The organism is Asticcacaulis currens (genome assembly GCF_028550395.1).
GTDB classification, from domain to species: domain Bacteria; phylum Pseudomonadota; class Alphaproteobacteria; order Caulobacterales; family Caulobacteraceae; genus Asticcacaulis; species Asticcacaulis currens.
On sequence record NZ_JAQQKW010000007.1, the window covers coordinates 162909 to 184233 of the forward strand.

Below are 21325 nucleotides of genomic sequence, written 5' to 3' on the forward strand. Positions count from 1 at the left end.
GAGACGCAGTCCGTCCACAGGGCTCGCCTGTCGGGCTAGTCATATTTTTGTTACACGGCGCAGGCGTTTTATGTCGGCCCTGACATCTCTGCCGAGGCACGCCCTCTGGTAATCGTAACCGGACCACCTACATAAGCCCTCAGCACGCTCTATGAGGCGAAAGAGCGCATTTCGTTCACGAAAGCGAAATTGCGCTCTAAATTTTTGTTCAACGCGCTTTTTCATCGGAAAAGTGCGTTCCACTTTTCGGAAAGCGCGAAATGATCCCCTTTTCCATTCTGGATTTGTCGCAGGTCGGGGAAGGGAGCCGCGTGGCCGATGCCTTTGCCAATACGGCGCGCATGGCGCGTCAGGCGGAGGCGCTGGGCTATCATCGCTACTGGCTGGCCGAGCACCACGGGATGCCCGGCGTGGCCTCATCGGCGACGGCGGTGGCGATTGCCCATGTCGGGCATCATACCTCGACCATCCGTATCGGTTCGGGCGGCATCATGCTGCCTAATCATGCGCCGTTGGTGATTGCCGAGCAGTTCGGGACGCTCGAAGCGCTGTTTCCGGGGCGGGTCGATCTGGGACTGGGGCGCGCGCCGGGTACGGATATGCGCACGGCGCGGGCGCTGCGGCGGAATATGGACAGCGGGGTGGACAGCTTCCCCTATGATGTGGCGGAGCTGCGCCGGCTGATGGACGATCCGGATGGCACTGAGCCGATCCTGGCCGTACCGGGCTTTGGGGCCAAGGTGCCGATCTGGGTGCTGGGGTCGAGCACCTATGGCGCGCAACTGGCGGCGCAGATGGGCCTGCCCTATGCCTTCGCCTCGCACTTTGCGCCCGATCTGCTGCATCAGGCGCTGCGTCTTTATCGTCAGCAGTACCGCCCCTCGGTTGATCATCCGCACCCGAAGGCCATGGTCGGCATTATGGGCGTGGCCGCCGATACGGACGAAGAGGCGCACTATCTGTTCACCTCGATGCGGCAGGCCTTTGCGGCGCTGAGGCGTAATGAGCGCAAGCCGTTCCCCGCCCCGGTGCGCGGGCTTCAGCTCAGTCCCGAAGAGACGCAGATGGTTGATCATATGCTGCAATATGCTGTGGTCGGCTCACCACAGACCATAGAGCGCAAGCTGGAAAACTTCCTAGCGGCGACCGAGGCCGATGAGCTGATTATCTCCATGCCGATCCACGATATTGAAGCGCGCCTGCGCTCGGTTGAGATCTTCAGCCAGTCGTCGCTGATGCAGCGTGTGAGTTAACTTGTGCACGCACGGGCAGCCTGATACGGCTTAACGCATTAAGCAGGAGGCGGCTATGGGTGTGACGGGAATCGGCGGTTTCTTCTTCCGGGCCAAGGACCCGAAGGCCCTGGCGGCGTGGTATGCCGAGCATCTGGGGGTCGGGGCCGGGCCTTACGGCCATTGGGATACGCAGGCCGGGCCGAGCGTCTTTTCGCCCTTTGCGGCGGATACCGACTATTTCGCAGCGGATCGTCAGTGGATGCTCAATCTGCGGGTCGAAGGGCTGGATGATCTGTGTGCGGCCCTTCGCGCGGCAGGGATTGAGGTGATCACTCAGCCGGATTGGGATATGCCGGGGGTGGGGCGCTTTGCGCGTATTCACGATCTGGAGGGTAATGCGATTGAGTTGTGGGAGCCGGCGGGTTAGGGGGCAGGGGCATACCCCTCCGTCAGTTCACTTGCGCTCACAGCCACCTCCCCATGGAATGGGGAGGAGAGGCGATAATGCGGACAAGTAAGCGCAAGCGTTGAACCGCGCTCCAATTTACGGGTGCAGGGTCTGCGACCCTGCTAGCCCACGCGGATGTTGCTGAGCGAGCCCAGCAGGCCAAACACCTGAAGCAGCCAGATCACCACGCCGATCACCACCACGGCGTTGAGGATGTTTTTGATCTTGGGGTCCATGGGAATGTAGGTGTTGACGAGCCACAAGAGCACACCGACGACGATCAGGACAGCGACCAGAGACAGAAGGGACATGCGGGTTTCCTTTTCAGCGTGAGGGTTAGTTCCCTCGCTATGGAAACATCATGTCTGCGCACGGCTCAGGTTTGAATGTCCGCTTGGCTGCTGAAAAATAAAGACGTTATACCAGCGGCCGAAGATGCTGACTGCATCCGGCCGTTGAATAGTCGATACGGTCTCACTTGTATCAGCGACATGAGACCGTATCGAAAGGCATATCAAGCGTCATTTTCAATGACCCTTGGTATCAGGCGCGGGCTCGGGCGGCCTTCGGTTCGGCATAGGCTTCGATGGCGGCGGCGGGACGGCCGATCAGATAGCCCTGCGCCTCGCGGCAGTTCATGGCTTTCAGCGCGTCCATCTGGGCTTCGGTCTCGACGCCTTCGGCGGTGATATGTACGCCCAGCGCCTCGGCCATGTCGGTGATGGCGCGGATGATCGACAGGGCGTTCTGATCGTGCGGCAGGTCGCGCACGAACGACTGATCTATCTTGATCTTGTCGAAGGGGAAGGCGCGCAGATAGCTCAGCGAGGAATAGCCGGTGCCGAAATCGTCCATGGCGATACGCACGCCCATGTCGCGCAAGGTGTTGAGCACCTTCAGATTGTGCTTTTCATCGGCCAGCAGCACGCTTTCGGTGATTTCCAGCTCCAGACGGCGCGGGTCGAGGCCGGTAGCCTTCAGCGCCTCCTTGACCAGTCGCGGCAGCGAGCCGTGGCGGAATTGCAGCGGCGAGATATTGACGGCGACACGCCACGGCGACGGCCACTGCGCCGCCTGACGGCAGGCTTCGCGCAGCACCCAGTCGCCGATCGGGCCGATCAGGCCGCTGTCTTCGGCCACCGGGATGAACTCACCGGGGGAAACCATGCCGCGATGCGGGTGTTTCCAGCGCAGGAGCGCCTCAAACGACACCACCTCGCCGCTGTCGAGATTGAGCAGGGGCTGAAAATGCAGCTCGAACTGCTGGTCGGCCAGGGCGGAGCGCAGCTCGTGCTCCATTTCGAGGCGCTGCTGCACCACAGCATCCATTTCAGCGTGATAAAAGCACCAGCCGTTGCGGCCTTCGGATTTGACGCGATAAAGCGCCAGATCGGCGCGCGACAAAAGGTTGTTGGCATCGCTGGCGTCTTCGGGGGCCAGCGCGATCCCGACGCTGACGCCCGCTTCGAGGCGGATGCCGCTGATGTCGAAGGGCGTCTTCATGATCTCGATGACGCGCTCGGCCAGACAGCGAGCGTCTTCGGGGCGTTCGATGTTCTGGATGATGGCAAATTCGTCACCGCCCATGCGCGCAATGAAGTCCCCTTTGCGCACGCACAGCCGCAGGCGTTCGCCCACCTGACTGAGCAGGGCGTCCCCCGCAAGATGGCCGAAGGAATCGTTGACCGTCTTGAAGCGGTCAAGGTCCAGACAATGCAGGGCGATATGGTGGCCATGACGCTGCACGCGGCTGAGGGCCTGCTCGATTTCGTGGGTATAGAGGGTGCGGTTGCCCAGGCCCGTCAGCGGATCATAATGCGCCAGTTGCGCAATGCGCGCCTCGGCCGCCTTCTGCTCGGTCAGGTCTATACCCAGAGTCAATATGCTGTCGGGGGAACCATCCGGGCCGCGCAGCACGGTCTTTTTGAGCTGCACGGTGCGCTGGCGCTCGCCATTATAGATGGCTTCTTCCTCGATCATCACCGCTTCGCCGCTGGCCAGAACGCGGCGGTCGGAGCGCGTGAAGATGTCGGCCTGCTCGGTCGGGAAGATGTCGTGGCTGGTCTTGCCGACGACTTCGCTGCGCTTGATACCCAGCATGTCTTCGCCCGCCGGATTGATCAGCCTGACGCGCGAATGGGCGTCCTTGACCAGCACCATGGCCGGAATATTGTCGATAATGGTATTGAGGAAGGACTGCTGGCGCTGCGACTCGGCGCTGAGGCGGATCAGGTCGGTCACCATTTCGCGCTGTTGCAGCAGACTGTCCTGAAGGTCGTCATTCATGGCTTTCAGGATCGACAGGGTGGTGCCGACCCCGGCATAGGCCCCGCAGCGCGTGACGATAAAGCCGCGCAGCAATTCCGAAGCGCGTTCGGCCAGGGTCGCCTGCATGAAGTCGCGCAGCGGGGTCTCGGCTTCGACGGTCAGAGGGCGGGTGTCCATCATGGTGGTCACCGATTTGTTGCCGAACAGGGCGCGACCGTATTCCGAGGCCATTTTGAGGTTGAAGCTGTGGCGTTCGATCAGGCCCAGGACGCAACCGCACGTATCGACCACGGCCAGCACCAGCAGTTCGGAATTGTCGCGGAAGGCGTCATAGACCTGCGAATTGGTCGTCTGCGGTGAGACGGGGGCTACCTGGTCCGTAATATCCGAAACGTGTGCTGCTTTCTGCATAACCGAGGTCCAGTTCGTCATAAAACCTTCACAAAACTCAACTCACACGCCTTTTCTGGGCGTTTTGTCACATAATAGGGAAGGTGTCTGAATTTCGGTTTAACAGGTGAAAAAATATACTTGCGCTATACTTATGTCCGTTCACAGATGAAACGTGACTATTATGACAAAATTTGGAACGTCGTTATGGTTGGCCTCAAATGCGGCCCATGGTCGTCGGCCCCTTGAAGAAGGCCCCGTGCAGCGGCGGATTGTCGGGGTCGAGGCCGGTCATGGTCCAGGTGTCGCCCTGACGCGCATAACGCACCGGGCAGGCATTGGGGCTGGAATACATCTCCCCCAGATAGACGCGGGCGATGGCGCGGAAGGGGATGCCATGGCAGACGAAGAGGGGGATGGTCTCGCCGGACGCATGGTCTTCAACGGCGGCGCGCACACGCTCGATGACGGCGGGCAGGCGCTCGGCATTGTGCGGGTAATGCTTGCCGTCGATGTCGAGGTCGGGGTTCATGTGCGCCAGCATCTCACGCCGGTGGCCTTCGACCTCATCAATGGTCAGGCCCTCAAAGATGCCGAAATGCCGCTCGGTCAGCCGCCCGTCGGTGATGACGGGCAAATCCAGTGCCCGCCCGACGATATTGGCGGTTTCATAGGCGCGGATCAGCGGACTGGCGACAATGCGCGTAATGCCCTGATCGGCCAGAAAGCGGGCGGCGACGCGCGCCTGCTCACGCCCGGTGTCGTTGAGCGGGATGTCGGTCGAGCCCTGAAGCCGCATCTGGGCGTTCCAGTCGGTTTGGCCATGGCGAAGAACAAAGAACATCAGGGTGCGTATCCGTTTCTTTAGTTTTGTCCCGTCGCTACGCTGCCGGGACGGGCCAGTCGGTTTGGCCATGGCGAAGACCGAAGACCATTACAGCTTGGCCTTGATACGCGCCGCCATGTCCTGAAGATCTTTCAGATCGGCCATCTGACCCGACGCATGGTGCTTCACCGCTCCATTGGCGTAGCAGGGGATGATGTGAAAATGCAGGTGAAACACCGTCTGGCCGCCGACCTCGCCATTGAACTGCGCGATGCGCACGCCCTCCGGTTCCAGCGCGTCGCGCACGGCGCGGCCGATGCGTTGCGTGTGGTGGATGAGGTTTTGCAGGTGCTCGGACGAAATGTCGAACAGGTTACGCGCCGCCACCTTGGGGATGACCAGCGTATGGCCCCTCGTCTGCGGGAAGGCGTCCATGAAGCTTAAGACCCGCGCGTCCTCATAGACCTTGGCGCAGGGGATGTCTCCGGCCAGAATCCTGGCGAAGATGTTCTTGGGATCGTAGTCCCCGTACAGGCTCATGGCATGGTCCCTTGCTGGTATTTGTCCGGTCCCATCCTTAAAACACTATGATTTGAGGGCCAAGAGGGGTATGAGCCCTGCTATGTTCAATTTAATGCTGGTCATGATCGGTGGAGCCCTCGGTTCCGCGGCGCGCTATGGACTGGCCCGTCTGTGGCCGGCGGCGGCCATGCCCTTCGGTTGGCCCATCGGCACCTTTGTGGCCAACCTGCTGGGGGGGCTCATGATGGGGCTTCTGGCCGGGTGGTTGCTGGCCAGGGGGGGCGATGAGCGCCTGAGGCTTCTGCTGGGCGTCGGCGTTCTGGGCGGCTTTACGACCTTTTCCACCTATTCGCTGGAAGTGGTGCATATGCTGGAGCGGCGAGACTACGGGCTGGCGGGGCTTTATGCCGTGTCCTCGGCCGCGCTGGCGATTTTGGCCGTCATGATCGGTCTGTTTGTGTTTCGGAAAGTGGCCGGATGAGTAGGGAAGTGAAGATCCTGTATGTCGCCGAGGGCGAAGACGGGGTGCGTATCGACAAGTTTTTCAAGCGGCGCTGGCCGCACCTCAACCATATTCAGCTCAACAAGCTGCTGCGGTCGGGACAGGTGCGCGTCGATGGTGCGCGCGCCAAGGCCGACACGCGGCTGAGCACCGGTCAGAGCGTGCGCGTGCCGCCACTGCCCGACGCGCCGTCCGAGGAACAGCAAAAGCGCGAGCGCGCCGAGCTGAGCCCGCAGGAGGTGCGTTACGCCAAGTCGCTGGTCCTCTATGAGGACGAGGACGTCATCGCCATCAACAAGCCCTCAGGTCTGGCCGTGCAGGGCGGCACCAAGACAAAAAACCATATCGACCGGCTGTTGTCGGCCTGGGGCGAGGGGCTGGAGCGGCCGCGTCTGGTTCACCGCCTCGACCGCGACACCTCCGGCGTGCTGCTGCTGGGCAAGTCGCCGTCGGCGGCAGCGCGTCTGGCCGGGGCCTTTGCCAAGCGCAAGGCCTATAAGACCTACTGGGCGCTCGTCGCCGGAACGCCCGACCCCAAGGAGGGGGTGATCGACGTGCCTCTGGTCAAGAAGGGCATCAATGACCGTGAGATGGTCATGCCCGCTGACCCCAAGGAGCCGGGTGCCGAGGCGGCGGAAACCGAATATGTGACCATATCCCGCGCCGCGCACCGTCTGGCGTGGATGGCGCTGCGCCCGCATACGGGCCGCACGCACCAGCTACGTGCCCACATGCAGGCCATCGGGCACTGCATCCTGGGCGATCCCAAGTACAAGGATGAAAAATCCATAGCCCTGTCAGAGGGTTTGGGGCTTCAGTTGCACCACCGGCGCATCGAAATCCCACACCCGACGCACGGGACGCTGATCGTCGAAGCGCCGCTTGACCCGGTCATTCAGGCCGGTTTCGACCGCTATGGCTTCGATGAGCACGAGGCCAGCCCCGAACCCTTCCGCAAAGCCACCCGCGCCTCCAGACGGTAAGATGAGACTCGCTGTATTCGATGTCGATGGCACCCTGATCGACAGCCGCGCCTCGATCCATCGTGCGGCGGTCGAGGCGGCCAAGGTGCTGAACCTCACCCCGCCCACCTATGATGAGGTGCGTGCCATTGTCGGTATGTCGCTGTTCGAAGCCTTGCAGGCGATGCGCCCGGACCTCGATCCGGAAACCGTGGCCGCCTATATGCGCGAGTTTCAGAACGCCTTTCTGACCTTCCATGCCGATCCGGACTTTAGCGAGGCCCTGTATCTGGGGGCGCAGGAAACGCTGGAGCGGCTGAAAAACGACAACTGGCTGATCGGCATGGCGACGGGCAATTCGCGGCGTGGCGTGACGCGGATTGTCGAAAAGCACGGCTGGGGCGACCTGTTTGACGTCACCTTCTGCGCCGATGACGGCCCGTCCAAGCCGCATCCGCACATGCTTCAGTGCAATCTGACGGCGCTGGGCGTCGGTACGCATCAGGCGGTGATGATCGGCGACGCAACGCACGATATGCGCATGGCGCGCGCCGCACAGGTGCAGGCCATTGGCGTGTCGTGGGGCTTCCACACGGTCGATGAGCTTGAGGCCGCCGGCGCGCAGCAGATTGTCCACGATTTCAGCGAACTGGGCGCGGTTCTTGACCGGTTCGTACCGGAGTTGATGTAAAACATCCTCCCTTATTTCAAGCGAGTATGCTTAGAGGCTACATATGACCTACAAGGCCGAAGCGCCGTCAAAGCGCAGTGATCAGATCGGCTCAAAGCCGAAACGCTTCTGGAAGATCGTCGAGATCAAGGCCGACGGACCGGGCTACGGCGTGACTCTGGACGGCCGTGCGGTGAAAACGCCGAAGGGCGCCACGCTGGTGCTGCCCAATTTCGCGCTGGCGGCGCGGGTCGGGCGCGAGTGGGAAGCGGTCGAAGAGACGGTTGATTTCACCGCCATGCCCCTGACGCGGCTGGGGTTTGCGGCGCTCGACCACATGGACAGCGGCCTTGAAGCCGCGCTGGCCGAAGCGGCGCGTTTTGCCGAAACCGATCTCGTCTGCTACCCGTCCGACTATCCGCAGGCCCTGATTGCCCGCGAACAGGCGGCGTGGGGTCCGGTCATCGACTGGCTAAAAAGCGAGCTGGCGCTTGAATTCGTGCCGCAGACCTCGATCATGGCGCGCGGACAGCCGGTGGCGACGATCGCAGGCGTCAAAACGCTCCTCAGCACAGCGTCGATCTATGCACGTGCCGGTCTGATGGCCGCCATTCCGCTGCTGGGATCGGTGGCGCTGGCTCTGGCGCTGTACAAGGGCCGTCTGAGCGCCGAAGAGGCCTTTGCCGCATCGCGTGTTGGCGAAACCTTCCAGAAAGAAACCTGGGGCGATGACGCCGAAGCGATGAAGCGTGAGGCGGCCATGCGTCATGATCTGACGCATCTGGAGGCGTGGTTCAGGGCCTTGTGAGGCGTTGCTCTGCCGCTGCCCGCCGTTTGGCCAGCCGTCCGCCAAGCCACAGGGTGAACATGTGATAGTCGCCCACAAACGACCACAGGGGGTAGGTGAAGGTCGCCGGGCGGTTCTTTTCTACAAAGAAATGCCCGATCCACGCGCAGCCATAACCGGCTATCACACCCGCCAGCAGCCACAGGGGCTGGCGCTGGGCCACGGCCATGATCAGCGCCGCTATGCCAAGGCTGGAGCCGATATAGTGCAGGGCGCGCGTGCGGGGCTGGCTATGTTCGCTCAGATAGAAGTCGAAAAAGGCTGAATAGCTGGTGTAACGCGCCATGAGATACGGCCCTGTCTGTGTTTCCCTGTCTGTTTTATGAGCATTATATCTCATTTTCGCCTCTCACACGAAGCGTTACAGACCTTAATTTCAAATGTGACGACAGGCCTCTTGTTCGCAGGTGCAAAAAGTGCTAATGACAGCGCTGTCATAACTTTTTGTGTGTGAGGACTGACAATGGAAAAGCTGATCGAACGCTTTATGAATGCCCTTCTGGCCCTGGGTTTCGCCCCCGGCTCGGCGTCGAACTAAAGAGAGTACCCCTATGAAATTCCTGGTAAATTTTGCGTCGCAACTGGTTGTCGCCTGGGCCCGTGCCCACCGCCTGCCGATCGCCTGATCGTCTGCGACACGCCTATCTAAAAAACACCGCCGGTCTTCTCACCGGCGGTTTTTTCATGCCTGATCGCGTTTGCGGAATGGCGACAGTTCCGCCTCGTACTCAGCCATCTGCGCTGCGACGGCCGCACGTTCCTGCGTCAGAAAGCGGGCTACGGGTTCGCGCAGGGCACGGTCGCGGATATGGTGGGCCGAATAGACGGGGTGCGGCAGGTAGCCGCGCGAAATCTTGTGCTCGCCCTGCGTGCCGGCCTCGACGCGGCTCAGCCCGTGTGTGATGGCGTAGTCGATGGCCTGATAATAGCAGACTTCGAAATGCAGGAAGGGGACATCGACGCGTGCGCCCCACTGACGGCCATAGAGGGTGTCGCCGCCGCGATAATTGATGGCCCCGGCCACCGGCTGATCGCCGTCATAGGCGAACACCAAAACGATCTGATCGCGCATCCGCTCGGCAATCACTGAAAAGAAGTCGCGCGTCAGATAGGGCGAGCCCCATTTGCGGTCGTAGGTATCCTCGATAAAGGCGTGCAGATAATCGAGGTGCGCTTCGGTGATGTCGCTACCGCTGTGGATTTTCAGCGTCAGCGCCGCCTGTACATCGCGGCGTTCCCGGCGGATAACCTTGCGGCGATTGGCCGACAGGGCGGTGAGGAAATCGTCAAAGCTCTGATAGCCGGCATTGCTCCACCAGAATTGTTGATCCTGCCGCAGCAATAGGCCGTTTTCGCCCATCAGCCTCCATTCATCCGATGTGGGGAAGTTGACGTGAAACGACGACAGGCCGTTGGTATCGCAGAGTTGCACCGCCGTACGGATCAAAGCCGCGCGCACCTCGGGGGCCGGCGACAACAGCCGAGTCCCCGTCACCGGCGTAAAGGGGGAGGCCGACAGGAGTTTGGGATAGTAGCGCCCGCCCGCGCGTTCATAGGCCTGCGCCCAGCTATGGTCGAAGACGTATTCGCCCATCGAATGGTATTTGAGATAAAGCGGCATCACGCCGCGGACCGCGCCCGCCTCATCGCTCAGGCTAAGGTGATGCGGCACCCAGCCGCTGTCTTCGCCGACGCAGCCCGTCTGTTCGAGCGTTTCCAGAAAGGCATGGCTGTTTAACGGGTTATCGTCACCCTTTAATCCATCCCAGACGGCGGGGTCGATCTCGCTGATCGAGCGGTGCAGGGCAGCGGTCAGGGCGGGCACGGGCATGGTTTTCACCTTACGACGTAGGAAAAGCCGCAGGCAAGTCACTTAAAACCACGAACGGCACGAACCACACGAACCGATGAAGTGTAGCGTTCGTGTGGTTCGTGCCGTTCGTGGTGAAATCCTTTATAGACGATCCGCCACTTCGATCACGGCATCGACTTCGACGGCAAAGCCCAGCGGAATCTTGTACACACCAACCGCCGAGCGGGCGTGCTTGCCGGCTTCGCCCAGCACCTCGACCATCAGGTTCGAGCAGCCATTGACCACCTGCGGCACGTCATAAAAGTCCGGACCGGCTTGCACAAAGGCCCCCAGCTTGACCACGCGTACCACAGTGTCGAGGTCACCCACGGCGGCCTTCATCTGGGCCAGCAGGTTGATGCCGCAGACGCGCGCCGCTTCGGTGGCTTCCTCCAGCGAGACATCCACGCCGACCGTGCCCTTGTAGCGGCCGGTGCCGTCGTTGGAAATCTGACCCGAAATGTGGATCAGGTTGCCGCTGCGCACGAAGGGCACGTAGTTGGCGACAGGGGCAGCCGGGACGGGCAGGGTGATCCCCAGTTCCTGGAGGCGGGCTTCGATCTTCGACATGGATTCGGTCTCCTGCAAAATAATACCAACGGCCGAAGATGCTGACCGCATCCGGCCGTTGAAGACACGAGACTGGCTTAGGTGTATCAGCGACATGAGACAGTCTCGAAAGGCATACCCAGAGTCATTTTCAATGACCCTGCGTATAAGGCCTCGCTTATAGGCATTCCGGCGCGAGGCGTCGATAGGTGGCATTTACACTTTCTTTCCATCCCTTTCACCTCGGCTTAAGACAGTTGAGCTAGGCTCCGTACTCAGACCACGGCGGGGGCCGCGAATCGTGACCCACAGACGGGAACAAGATTTATGAGTGCGAAAAAGGTTCTCATCGTCGAGGACAACGAACTGAATATGAAGCTGTTTCATGACCTGCTCGATGCGCAGGGCTATGAGACGCTGCAAACCGGTGAAGGGCTGTCGGCCCTGTCGCTGGCACGCAAGCACCGTCCGGACCTGATCCTGATGGATATTCAGTTGCCTGAGATTTCCGGCCTCGAAGTCACCAAGTGGCTAAAGGAAGACGATGAGCTGTCGCATATTCCGGTCGTGGCCGTGACGGCCTTTGCCATGAAGGGCGATGAGGAGCGTATTCGCGAAGGCGGCTGCGAGGCCTATATCTCGAAGCCCATCTCGGTTTCGCACTTTCTCGACACCGTCCGCCGCTATCTGGGATAGGCGGCATGACAGCCAAGGTTCTGGTCGTTGATGATATTCCGGCCAATGTCCGCCTGTTGCAGGCCAAGCTGGAAGCCGACTATTACGATGTGGTGACCGCCCATTCGGGGGCCGAAGCCATTGACATGGCCATTTTGGAACAGCCGGACATCATCCTGCTCGACGTTATGATGCCGGGTGTCGATGGCTACGAAGTCACCCGTCAGCTTAAAGAACTGGCGGAAACGCGCCATATCCCTATCATCCTGATCACCGCACTGGATGGACGTGATGATCGCCTGTCCGGGCTCGAAGCCGGGGCCGATGATTTTCTGACCAAGCCCGTCGAAGACGTCATCCTGTTTGCGCGTCTGAAGGCGCTGGTGCGGCTCAAACACCTGTCTGACGAACTGCGTCAGCGCGAGCAGTCGTCGCGCCGTATGGGCCTGATCGACGCCACCCAGTTGCAGCGTCAGATGGCGGCCCCCGGCAATGTGCTGATTCTGGACGATCAGGTGCGTCAGGCCGAACGCCTGATGGTGGCGCTGGGGGAACAGCACCGTTGCGCCTATGAGACGGATCCCAAGGCGGCCCTTAAAATCGCCTCGGGGCGCGTGGACCTGCTGGTGCTGAACCTGGCGGCGCGCGAATTTGACCCCTTACGGTTCGTGGCGCATTTGCGCTCCTCCGAACTGACGCGCCCATTGCCGGTGCTGGGTCTGTTCAATCCGGACGAACGCCCAACCCTGCTCAAGGGGCTGGAACTGGGCGTCAGCGATGTCCTGCCGCGACCGGTGGACCTGCAGGAACTGCTGGCGCGGGCGAGGGGGCAGATCCGCCGCAAACGCTATGCGGATTTTCTGCGCGCCAGTCTGGACCGCTCGCTGGAACTGGCGGTCACGGATCCGCTGACCGGCCTGAACAATCGCCGCTTTATGGACCTGCAACTGACGCAACTGATGCGCCGCCATCTGAAAAGCGAAGACCCGGTCTCGCTGCTCCTGCTTGATATCGACCACTTCAAGCGCGTCAATGACGGCTTTGGTCACGATGCCGGCGACGAGGTGCTGAAGGAATTTGCCCGCCGCGTCAGCCAGAATGTCCGGGCCATCGACATGCCCTGCCGTCTGGGGGGCGAAGAGTTCGTGGTGCTGATGCCCGACACGACCGGTGAGGCGGCCCAGACCATAGCCGAGCGGGTGCGTCAGGCGGTCGCCGAAGCCCCCTTTGACCTGCCCGACGGCCGCACGCTGGATGTCACGGTGTCGGTCGGGGTGTCGTCCCTGCTGGGGCTTGGCGACACGCTGGAAGCCTTTATCAAACGCGCCGACGAAGCCGTCTATGAGGCCAAGCAGGCCGGGCGCAACCGCGTGATCCTGCGTGCCGCCTGAGCCGCCACAGCGGTTATTGCGCAATGTCGTGGATAAATTTCAGCTTTAGGCTTGCCATCGTCCCCAAAGCCTTGCTATACGCCGCCTCCTCGCTGGTGAAACATTCCTCGGTAGCTCAGCGGTAGAGCAATCGACTGTTAATCGATTGGTCGCAGGTTCGAATCCTGCCCGGGGAGCCAGCTAAAAAGACAAGGCCCTGCCGCCCCGCGCGCAGGGCCTTCTTTATGTCTTGCGCCCGGCTGACGCCAAGAAAAAACCCGGCCAGAAGACCGGGTTGAAAAGTTTGGTGATGGTGGGTGTCTTCAAAAAAGCAAAGACAGACTGAGTTGACCCGATTTGCCTTAATGAAGGGTTAATATAAAGACTCGCGTTATGCCGATTTTGGCGGTTTTTCCCCCGGTTCGCAACGGCTTGTTAACCGCTATCCGCTTGCATGGCGCCATCTCCCCTTTGCGTTGAAAGTCATTGCCGTGACCCTGCCGCCCATCAAGGCCCGTATCCGCGGCCTTTTCGCCCTGTTTCTGCTGGTGCTGGCTTCGCTGACGGCGCTCACCCTCGGGCATCAGGAGGCGGTTATCCGCGGCCTTGAGGCGGCCATAGGCACCGCCCCTCAAGGGCAGGCGCAATTGCAGCCATTGCTGGCGACCGCAGAGGCCTTCCGCGCCGGTATCTGGGGCGTGGCCATCGCCATCGGCGTGGCCGGCCTGATCGCCGCCATCTATTTCGACCGCGAAGTGTTCAGCGCGCTGGAGCGCATGAGCCGCCTGATGTCGCGCTTTGCCGAGCGCGATTTCGCAGCCGAGGTCGAAGGGACGCAGCGTTCCGACGAAATCGGGGCCATGGCGCGGGCCTTACAAATCTTCCGGGGCAATGGCCTCGAACTGATCGCGCTGGAGGCCGAAAACGCCCGCCGCGCCGAGGTGCTGGCGCAGGCGCGTCAGAAGGCGCTTCAGGACATGGGCGAACGCCTGCACGTGCAGGTGTCGGCGCTGATCGAGGGCTTGGGCCGCTCGTCCGAGGCCATGACCGATTCGGCGGAAACCATGAGCGCGCAGGCCAGAGGGGCTGTGTCGCGTATTGAAAACGTCACCGCCACCGCCGAGGCGACCTCGCGGCAGGCGCACCACGTCGCAGAAACCGTCCAAAGCCTGTCGATCAGCGCCTCAGACATCGCTCAGGCCGCCGTCGCCTCGTCCGAAGTGTCGGCGCAGGCCGTGGGCCAAAGCGAAGCAACCTCCGAGATCATGGGGCGACTCAATCGCAGCGCCGAGGAAATCAGCGCCGTGGTGGACATTATTTCGGGCATTGCGCGTCAGACCAACCTGCTGGCGCTCAATGCCACCATCGAAGCGGCGCGCGCCGGTGAAGCGGGGGCGGGCTTCGCGGTCGTCGCCTCCGAGGTCAAGACGCTGGCGCAGCAGACCGAAAAGGCTACCCGTGACATCACGGACAAGGTGACGCACATCCAGTCGGACACCTCTCAGGCCGTCGAGGCCATCGGCCATATCGTCGGCGTCATTCAGGAACTGCGCGCTTCGGCCGACGGCATTGCCGAGGCGGTCAGCGCCCAGCAATCGGCCACCCGCGACATCGCCAGCACGGTCGATGCCCTGGCCTCCGGCGCGCAGAGCGTGGGCCGCGATATCGTCGCCGTGCGCCACGTCGCCGCCGCCACGGATCAGGCGGCGGGCACGGTATCGCTCGAATCGCGCTCGGTTCAGGCGGTGGCGGGCGACCTGAAGGGCGAAATCGAAGCCTTTATCCGCTCACTGCGCGCGGCGTAGTTTGATTTTGGGGAGATTTGGAGGCCTGAGCCGGAGTCGAACCGGCCTACACGGATTTGCAATCCGCTGCGTAACCGCTCCGCCATCAGGCCTCACTAAAATAGCGGTAGGGTCAGCTATCAGATCGGCCTTGCGGCTGCAATGGGATTGTCACGGTTTATATACAGAATTTTTGGATTTGGGACCGCAAGGGTTGCGCAGGGCTTGCGGTCGGCGCGCCCCGGCCGCGAACGCTGTCACTTTTCCTGAAAAATGCAAAACCGGGGTGTGCGGTGCATTGAAGCGCGTCGCGCAAACGCCTATAAGCGCGGGATAAGGACACGACTCCTGTCGTCTATATGCTTCGAGGCTCAGATGGATTACTTCGCCGCCCGTCAGAACATGGTTGAATCTCAGGTGCGGGTGAACGACGTCACCGATCCTGCGCTGCAAAAGGCCATGCGGCATATTGAGCGCGAGCGTCTGGTTGCGCCGGGGCAGGGCTTCGCCGCCTACGGCGATGTTGAGCCGCAGATCGCGCCGGGCCGCGCCCTGATGCTGCCGCGCGACCTCGCCAAGCTGCTGCACGCGCTCAAGCCCGTGGCTGGGCAGACGGTGCTGGCCATCGGCGCGCCCTATGCCGCCGCCGTTCTCAGGCACGCCGGCCTCAATGTCACGGTGCAGGAAGCCGATGCCCGCGTCCAGACCGTGGTCGAGCCCTATCTCAAAATGCTCGGCATCTCGCTGGTCGTGCAGGACCTCAAGACCCCGGTCGCCGGGGAATACGACATCGTCGTCAGCGAAGGCGCCGTAGAGGACATTCCGGCCGAATGGTTCGCCGCCCTGAAACTGCATGGCCGTCTGGGTGTCGTGGTGCGCAATGGGGCTCTCGGTGAGGCCCGCGTATATACCCGCCTGAAAAGCGGCGTTTCGGAAGCCTTTGTCTTCAATGCCGCCACCGCCGTCCTGCCCGGATTTACCAAGGCCCCGGCCTTCGTTTTCTGAGGCCGTTCCGGTTCTGACCCGAATTTCAAAGGGCTGCGGTACTCAACCGCAGCCCTTTTTTCGAGCCTCATGCAGAAAAGGGCGCTCTGTTTTTTGAAAAATATAAGGCCTTACAAAAAAGGAAAGCCATGAAGCGGCGCCTCTGTGCCGACGCAGGCTCTGGTCTGAGGACGAAAGAAAAACGTAGGTGAAAAAACCGTAACTCGCCAAAGCCTCTGGCTTCTGGCAGTGTGCGGGTCAGTTCAAAGGCAGCAACGCATCGCAATGCGGGGTCGAAAGACCGCCGGGCGGGGGGTGGCGCTGTCCATACCAAGGGAATCATTTTGATGCTTAAGCTTTCGTCCAAGCCTGCCGGTGGCCGTAAGGGACTGCGCGCGTACCTGCTGGCCGGTTTGACGGTGTCGGCTCTGACTTTGGGGGCGGGTTCGGCCTTCGCGGAATCGCTCACCGACGCCATTACACTTGCCTATGCCAATAACCCGACCCTGCAACGCGCCCGCGCCCAGCAGCGTTCGACGGATGAGACCTATGTGCAGGCGCGCTCCGGCCTTGGGCCGACGCTCGATGCCGGGGCCAGCGTGAATTACAGCGACGTTGCCAGCCCCGGCACGACCAAGTCCACAACCGGTCTGAACCTCAATGCCAGCCAGACCCTGTTTGCCTCCGGCGGCCTGTCGTCGGGCGTCAAGGCGGCTGAGGCCGACGTCAATGCCGGGCGTGAGGATCTGCGCGCCGTTGAGGCTCAGGTCCTGAGCGACGTCATCAGCGTCTATACCGCCGTGCGCCGCGATCAGGAAGCCCTGCGCATCGGCGAGGAAAACTATAACGTTCTCAAGCGTCAGTTGGACGAAACCAAGGCGCGCTTCGAAGCCGGTGAACTGACGCGTACCGATGTGGCGCAGTCCGAAGCCCGTCTTGCGGCGTCCTCCGCCTCTCTGGCGCAGGCGCGCGCGCAGCTCGACACCAGCCGGGCGCAATATGTGGCCATTGTGGGTCAGACGCCGACGGCGCTCGATCCGGTACCGGGCCTGCCCAATCTGCCGGGCACATTTGACGCCGCACTCGATCGCGCCGAAGCCAACAACCCGTCTTTGAGCGCGGCCAAGTGGGCCGAAGCCGCTGCCCGTGCCCGCGTCTCTCAGGCCAAGTCGGGTCTGGGGCCGCGCGTGACGCTGGGGGCCGGCTACGCCACCAGCGCGCCGACCAGTGATTTCAAGGGGCTGGATGAGCGTGACGCGGCCACGGCCACCCTGCGTTTCACCATGCCTTTGTTCAGCGCCGGCTATAATTCGTCGCGCGTGCGTCAGGCCACCGAAGGCTATACGGCGCAAAAGATCAGCGTTGAGCTGGCGCGCCGCAATGTGGTGCAGAACGTTTCGACCGCCTGGGCCAATATGGCGGCGGCTCGCACGGCGACTGAGGCCAATCAGGAGCAGGTGCGCGCCGCTTCGGTGGCGGCCGAAGGCGTCAAGTACGAGCAGCAGGTCGGTTTGCGCACCAATATCGAAGTGCTGAACGCCGAGCAGGAACTGCGTCAGGCGCAACTGGCGCTCATCAATGCGCAACGCGCCGAATATGTCGCCGCCTCTCAGGTGCTGGCGGTAATGGGCGACCTCGAAGCCCGCAGCCTGACGCCGCAGGCCGAAATCTACGATCCGGCCAAAAACTTCGATGCCGTCAAGCGTAAGGGCATGACGCCTCTGGAGCCGGTGATTCGCGCGCTCGATGGCGTGGCCGATTCGTCGGGCGAGATCGTCCGGACGCGTTAAGGCGCGTATCCGTCTCAAAAGCCGGGGGGGCGGCGGGGTTCAGAGCCTTGCCGCCCTTGTTTTTGCCGGGATGGTTTAAAATTTATTAACCCTGTTCGCCGCACACTTGTGCAGACGATTCCGGCAGGTCAGGAACGAACCTGTCAGGCGAAAATAGGGCGAGCAAAGATCGCTTAACAGTTGCCAAAAACCCCAGAGCCGTGTCTTTATGGCGCAGATTATCCCTTTCGAGTGATTCACCGACATGTCCGAAACCGCCCACGAACCCACGATGGAGGAAATCCTCGCCTCGATCCGCCGGATCATTTCCGAGGACGATGCGCCGGAAGACAAGGCCAAGCCTGCGCCGGAGCCCGAAGTTGCGGCGGCCGCGCCTGAGCACGAAGTCAGCTTTGAGGCGGAGCCGGAACCGGAAGACGAGCCGGAAATGGAAGTCGAGGAAGAGGATGTGCTGGAGCTCACGACGCCCGTCGCGGCCCATAAGCCGGCTCTGTCCATCGGCGATATTGATGCCTTCGATCCGGAACCCGTCGTCGCGGCGGCCGCCCCGGCACCGGCCCCCAGACCCGCGCCGCGCGTCGATTACGACACGACTTCGCATCTGGTGTCCGAGCGCACCGTTCAGAGCGCGGTGTCGGCCTTTGGTCAACTGACCAGCGCCAGCCTGCTGCCGCGCGAAGGTCGCACCATCGAAGACCTGCTGACCGAAATTCTGCGCCCGATGCTGCAAAACTGGCTGGACGGCAATCTGCCGGGCATCGTTGAAACCGCGGTGCGTGAGGAAGTGGAACGTCTCGCCCGCCAGGCGCGCAGATAGCCGCGCCGTTAAGCGCAAAACGCTTTTTTACCTGTTACCAGAGCGGTGTCCTATGTTAAGGACGCCGCTCTTGTTGTTTCTGCCGAATTTATCGAAAAGACCATGCTGGAAAAGACCTTCGACCCCAAAACCGTTGAACCGCGCCTCTATGAGATGTGGGAAACGTCCGGTGCGTTCAAGCCGAGCGAGGACGAAGGCGCCGTACCCTTTTCCATCGTCATCCCGCCGCCCAATGTGACGGGCAGCCTGCACATCGGCCATGCCCTAAACAACACGCTTCAGGACGTGCTGACGCGCTTTGAGCGGATGCGCGGCAAGGCGGCCCTGTGGCTGCCCGGCACCGACCACGCGGGCATCGCCACGCAGATGGTGGTCGAGCGTCAACTGGCCGCCGCCGGCAATGTCGGTCGCCGCGATATGGGCCGTGACGCCTTTGTCGAAAAGGTGTGGCAGTGGAAGGCCGAAAGCAGCGGCACTATTCAGGGCCAGTTGCGCCGTCTGGGGGCGTCGTGCGACTGGTCGCGCGAGCGCTTCACGCTGGATGAGGGCCTGTCGGCCGCCGTGCGCAAGGTCTTCGTGCAGCTTTATAAAGAGGACCTGATCTACCGCGACAAGCGTCTGGTCAACTGGGACCCGCATTTCCAGACCGCCATCTCCGACCTTGAGGTCGAGCAGAAGGAGGTCGATGGCCACTACTGGCACTTTGCCTATAAGCTGGCGGACGGCGTGACGTTTGAGTATCCGGTCAAGGACGAAGAGGGCAATGACACCCTTGAGACCCGTGACTATATCGTCGTGGCGACTACCCGCCCGGAAACGATGCTGGGCGACACCGCCGTGGCCGTGCATCCGGACGATGAACGCTATCAGGCCCTGATCGGCAAGGACGTCATCCTGCCGATCACCGGGCGTCGCATCCCTATCGTCGGTGACGACTATGCCGACCCGACCAAGGGCTCCGGCGCGGTGAAGATCACCCCGGCGCACGATTTCAACGATTTTCAGGTCGGCAAGCGGCATAACCTGCCGCTGATCAATATTCTGACGCCGTTCGCCACCCTCAATGACGAGGTACCCGAATCCTATCGCGGTCAGGACCGTTTCGCGGCGCGCAAGGCGATCATCGCCCGCGCCGAGGAAGAGGGCTGGCTGAAAGCCATCGAAAAGACCAAACACATGGTGCCGCACGGCGACCGGTCGGGCGTGGTGATCGAGCCCTTCCTGACCGATCAGTGGTACGTCAATGCCGCTGAGCTGGCCAAGGAGGCGCTGGCCGCCGTCGAAGACGGCCGCACGGTGTTTGAGCCGAAGAACTGGGAAAAGACCTATTTCGAATGGCTGCGCAATATCGAGCCGTGGTGCATTTCGCGCCAGCTCTGGTGGGGCCACCGCATCCCGGCGTGGTTTGGTCCGGACGGCCAGTGCTTTGTCGAAATGTCAGATGCAGAGGCGTACGCCGCCGCTGAAGCGCATTACGGCAAAGCGGTTGAACTGACTCAAGACGAAGACGTCCTCGACACCTGGTTCTCCTCGGCCCTGTGGCCGTTTTCGACCATGGGCTGGCCGGAACAGACGCGCGATCTGGAGCGCTTCTACCCCACGCACACGCTGGTCACCGGGTTCGACATCATCTTCTTCTGGGTCGCCCGCATGATGATGATGGGCCTGCACTTTACCGGCAAGGCCCCCTTCCAGCGCGTCTTTATCAACGCCCTTGTCCGCGACGAGAAGGGCCAGAAGATGTCGAAGTCGAAGGGCAATGTGATGGACCCGCTGGTCCTGATCGACGAATTCGGTGCCGACGCCCTGCGCTTTACCCTGACCGCCATGTCGGGGCAGGGCCGGGACATCAAGCTGGCCAAACAACGCATTGAAGGTTATCGCAATTTCGGCACCAAGCTATGGAACGCCCACCGCTTTGCCCAGATGAACGAGTGCGCGGCGGTGGCCGGCTTCGACCCGTCGGCGGTCAAGCTGACGCTCAGCCGCTGGATCCGCGGCGAGACGCACAAGACGGTGAAGATCGTCACCGAGGCGCTGGAAGCCTGCGCCTTCGATGACGCGGCCAATGCCCTGTATAAATTCGTGTGGAACGTCGTCTGCGACTGGTATGTCGAACTGTCGAAGCCTATCCTCAATGGCGACGATGCCGAGGCCAAGGCTGAAATCCGCGCCATGACGGCGTGGGTGCTGGATCAGTGCCTGATCCTGCTGCATCCGGTCATGCCCTTCATCACCGAAAAACTGTGGGCGGCGACCGATGGCCGCGCTAATTTACTGATCGTCGAACAGTGGCCGGTCTATGACGCGGCGGCCATTGATGCCGCGGCGGATACCGAGATTAACTGGCTGATCGACCTGATTTCAGAAGTGCGCAGTGTGCGTTCGGAAATGAACGTGCCGGGCTCGGCCAAGGTGCCGCTGACCCTCACCGGGGCCGGGGGGCAGACGCAGGGCTGGCTGAGCACGCACCGCGACCTGATCCTCTTCTTGGGGCGTCTGGGCGAGGTCGGCGTGGCCGAAACGGCACCGGTGGGCTCGGTGCCCTTCGTGATCGCCGAGGCGACCGGCAACCTCAGCGTGGCCGAATTCATCGACCTGAAGGCCGAGGCCGCGCGACTGGCCAAGGACATCGCCGCCTTTGACAAGACGATCGACGGGACCAGGCGCAAGCTCGACAACCCGGAATTCGTCAAAAAGGCCCCGGAAGAGGTGATCACCGAGAATCAGGAACGCCTGAAAGACGCCGAGGACGGCAAGGCCCGCCTGTCGGCGGCGCTGGAACGGCTGAAAGCGGCCCTGTAACCCAAAGCCCCGGTCTACGCCGGGGCTTT

The 21325-nt window shown here is 61.8% G+C and carries 20 protein-coding genes and 2 tRNA genes; 14 read left to right on the forward strand and 8 right to left on the reverse strand.

The window, feature by feature from the left end; translation table 11 throughout:
• Positions 1-260 precede the first annotated feature (260 nt).
• The gene (locus PQU94_RS13060; RefSeq protein WP_272741888.1) at positions 261-1253 is read left to right on the forward strand and encodes an LLM class flavin-dependent oxidoreductase; all 993 of its coding nucleotides are present in this window, start codon (positions 261-263) and stop codon (positions 1251-1253) included.
• 55 nt (positions 1254-1308) lie between these two features.
• Positions 1309-1662 carry a VOC family protein gene (locus PQU94_RS13065; protein ID WP_272741889.1) on the forward strand — a complete coding sequence of 118 codons (354 nt, stop codon included), beginning with the start codon at positions 1309-1311 and terminating at the stop codon, positions 1660-1662.
• A gap of 143 nt (positions 1663-1805) precedes the next feature.
• Here PQU94_RS13065 and PQU94_RS13070 read toward each other — a convergent pair whose 3' ends face one another.
• From PQU94_RS13070 to PQU94_RS13085, 4 genes are all read right to left on the reverse strand, one after another.
• A complete protein-coding gene (locus PQU94_RS13070; RefSeq protein WP_013480608.1) occupies positions 1806-1994 on the reverse strand; it encodes a Thivi_2564 family membrane protein in 189 nt (62 codons plus the stop codon).
• Positions 1995-2226: 232 nt separating this feature from the next.
• Entirely contained in the window at positions 2227-4362 is a 2136-nt protein-coding gene (locus tag PQU94_RS13075) for an EAL domain-containing protein (RefSeq protein ID WP_272741890.1), read from the reverse strand.
• A gap of 196 nt (positions 4363-4558) precedes the next feature.
• Positions 4559-5185 (reverse strand): histidine phosphatase family protein, encoded by a 627-nt coding sequence (locus PQU94_RS13080; protein WP_272741891.1) that lies wholly within the window; start codon positions 5183-5185, stop codon positions 4559-4561.
• A gap of 90 nt (positions 5186-5275) precedes the next feature.
• Positions 5276-5707: an HIT family protein gene (locus PQU94_RS13085; protein WP_272741892.1), complete on the reverse strand. Its 432-nt coding sequence runs from the start codon at positions 5705-5707 to the stop codon at positions 5276-5278.
• 82 nt (positions 5708-5789) lie between these two features.
• Here PQU94_RS13085 and crcB point away from each other — a divergent pair, with 82 nt between their 5' ends.
• The 4 genes from crcB to PQU94_RS13105 are packed head-to-tail and all read left to right on the forward strand — an operon-like array spanning position 5790 to position 8631.
• Entirely contained in the window at positions 5790-6170 is a 381-nt protein-coding gene (gene crcB, locus PQU94_RS13090) for a fluoride efflux transporter CrcB (protein ID WP_272741893.1), read from the forward strand.
• Positions 6167-7174: an RluA family pseudouridine synthase gene (locus PQU94_RS13095; RefSeq protein WP_013480603.1), complete on the forward strand. Its 1008-nt coding sequence runs from the start codon at positions 6167-6169 to the stop codon at positions 7172-7174. The genes crcB and PQU94_RS13095 overlap by 4 nt, the downstream gene beginning before the upstream one ends.
• Position 7175: 1 nt before the next feature.
• Entirely contained in the window at positions 7176-7844 is a 669-nt protein-coding gene (locus tag PQU94_RS13100; RefSeq protein ID WP_272741894.1) for an HAD-IA family hydrolase, read from the forward strand.
• Between the two features lie 43 nt (positions 7845-7887).
• Positions 7888-8631 (forward strand): ATP12 family chaperone protein, encoded by a 744-nt coding sequence (locus tag PQU94_RS13105; RefSeq protein WP_272741895.1) that lies wholly within the window; start codon positions 7888-7890, stop codon positions 8629-8631.
• Here the strand turns inward: PQU94_RS13105 and PQU94_RS13110 are convergent.
• The 3 genes from PQU94_RS13110 to PQU94_RS13120 form a co-directional block, all read right to left on the reverse strand.
• The gene (locus tag PQU94_RS13110; RefSeq protein WP_272741896.1) at positions 8618-8956 is read right to left on the reverse strand and encodes an Mpo1-like protein; all 339 of its coding nucleotides are present in this window, start codon (positions 8954-8956) and stop codon (positions 8618-8620) included. The genes PQU94_RS13105 and PQU94_RS13110 overlap by 14 nt on opposite strands.
• Positions 8957-9352: 396 nt before the next feature.
• Positions 9353-10501: a GNAT family N-acetyltransferase gene (locus PQU94_RS13115; protein WP_272741897.1), complete on the reverse strand. Its 1149-nt coding sequence runs from the start codon at positions 10499-10501 to the stop codon at positions 9353-9355.
• Positions 10502-10624: 123 nt separating this feature from the next.
• Complete coding sequence (locus PQU94_RS13120) at positions 10625-11092, reverse strand: RidA family protein (RefSeq protein ID WP_272741898.1); 468 nt, start codon at positions 11090-11092, stop codon at positions 10625-10627.
• Between the two features lie 306 nt (positions 11093-11398).
• Between PQU94_RS13120 and PQU94_RS13125 the strand changes: the two genes are divergently transcribed.
• The 4 genes from PQU94_RS13125 (at position 11399) to PQU94_RS13140 (ending at position 14921) form a co-directional block, all read left to right on the forward strand.
• Positions 11399-11767: a response regulator gene (locus PQU94_RS13125; RefSeq protein WP_013480598.1), complete on the forward strand. Its 369-nt coding sequence runs from the start codon at positions 11399-11401 to the stop codon at positions 11765-11767.
• A gap of 5 nt (positions 11768-11772) precedes the next feature.
• Complete coding sequence (locus PQU94_RS13130; protein WP_272741899.1) at positions 11773-13137, forward strand: PleD family two-component system response regulator; 1365 nt, start codon at positions 11773-11775, stop codon at positions 13135-13137.
• Positions 13138-13241: 104 nt separating this feature from the next.
• Positions 13242-13316, forward strand: a tRNA-Asn gene (locus PQU94_RS13135).
• 291 nt (positions 13317-13607) lie between these two features.
• A complete protein-coding gene (locus PQU94_RS13140; protein ID WP_272741900.1) occupies positions 13608-14921 on the forward strand; it encodes a methyl-accepting chemotaxis protein in 1314 nt (437 codons plus the stop codon).
• An 18-nt stretch (positions 14922-14939) separates the two neighbouring features.
• On the opposite strand, the gene PQU94_RS13145 is transcribed toward PQU94_RS13140, so the two are convergent.
• Positions 14940-15013: transfer RNA gene (locus PQU94_RS13145), tRNA-Cys, on the reverse strand.
• Positions 15014-15275: 262 nt separating this feature from the next.
• On the opposite strand from PQU94_RS13145, the gene PQU94_RS13150 reads away from it, so the two are divergent.
• The 4 genes from PQU94_RS13150 to PQU94_RS13165 all read left to right on the forward strand — a co-directional run bounded on the left by PQU94_RS13150 (position 15276) and on the right by PQU94_RS13165 (position 21296).
• Positions 15276-15905, forward strand: coding sequence for a protein-L-isoaspartate O-methyltransferase family protein (locus PQU94_RS13150; RefSeq protein ID WP_272741901.1), 630 nt, complete (start codon positions 15276-15278; stop codon positions 15903-15905).
• 326 nt (positions 15906-16231) lie between these two features.
• Positions 16232-17674 carry a TolC family outer membrane protein gene (locus PQU94_RS13155; protein WP_272741902.1) on the forward strand — a complete coding sequence of 481 codons (1443 nt, stop codon included), beginning with the start codon at positions 16232-16234 and terminating at the stop codon, positions 17672-17674.
• Between the two features lie 244 nt (positions 17675-17918).
• Entirely contained in the window at positions 17919-18491 is a 573-nt protein-coding gene (locus PQU94_RS13160) for a DUF2497 domain-containing protein (protein WP_272741903.1), read from the forward strand.
• A gap of 102 nt (positions 18492-18593) precedes the next feature.
• Complete coding sequence (locus PQU94_RS13165) at positions 18594-21296, forward strand: valine--tRNA ligase (protein WP_272741945.1); 2703 nt, start codon at positions 18594-18596, stop codon at positions 21294-21296.
• Positions 21297-21325: the final 29 nt, after the last annotated feature.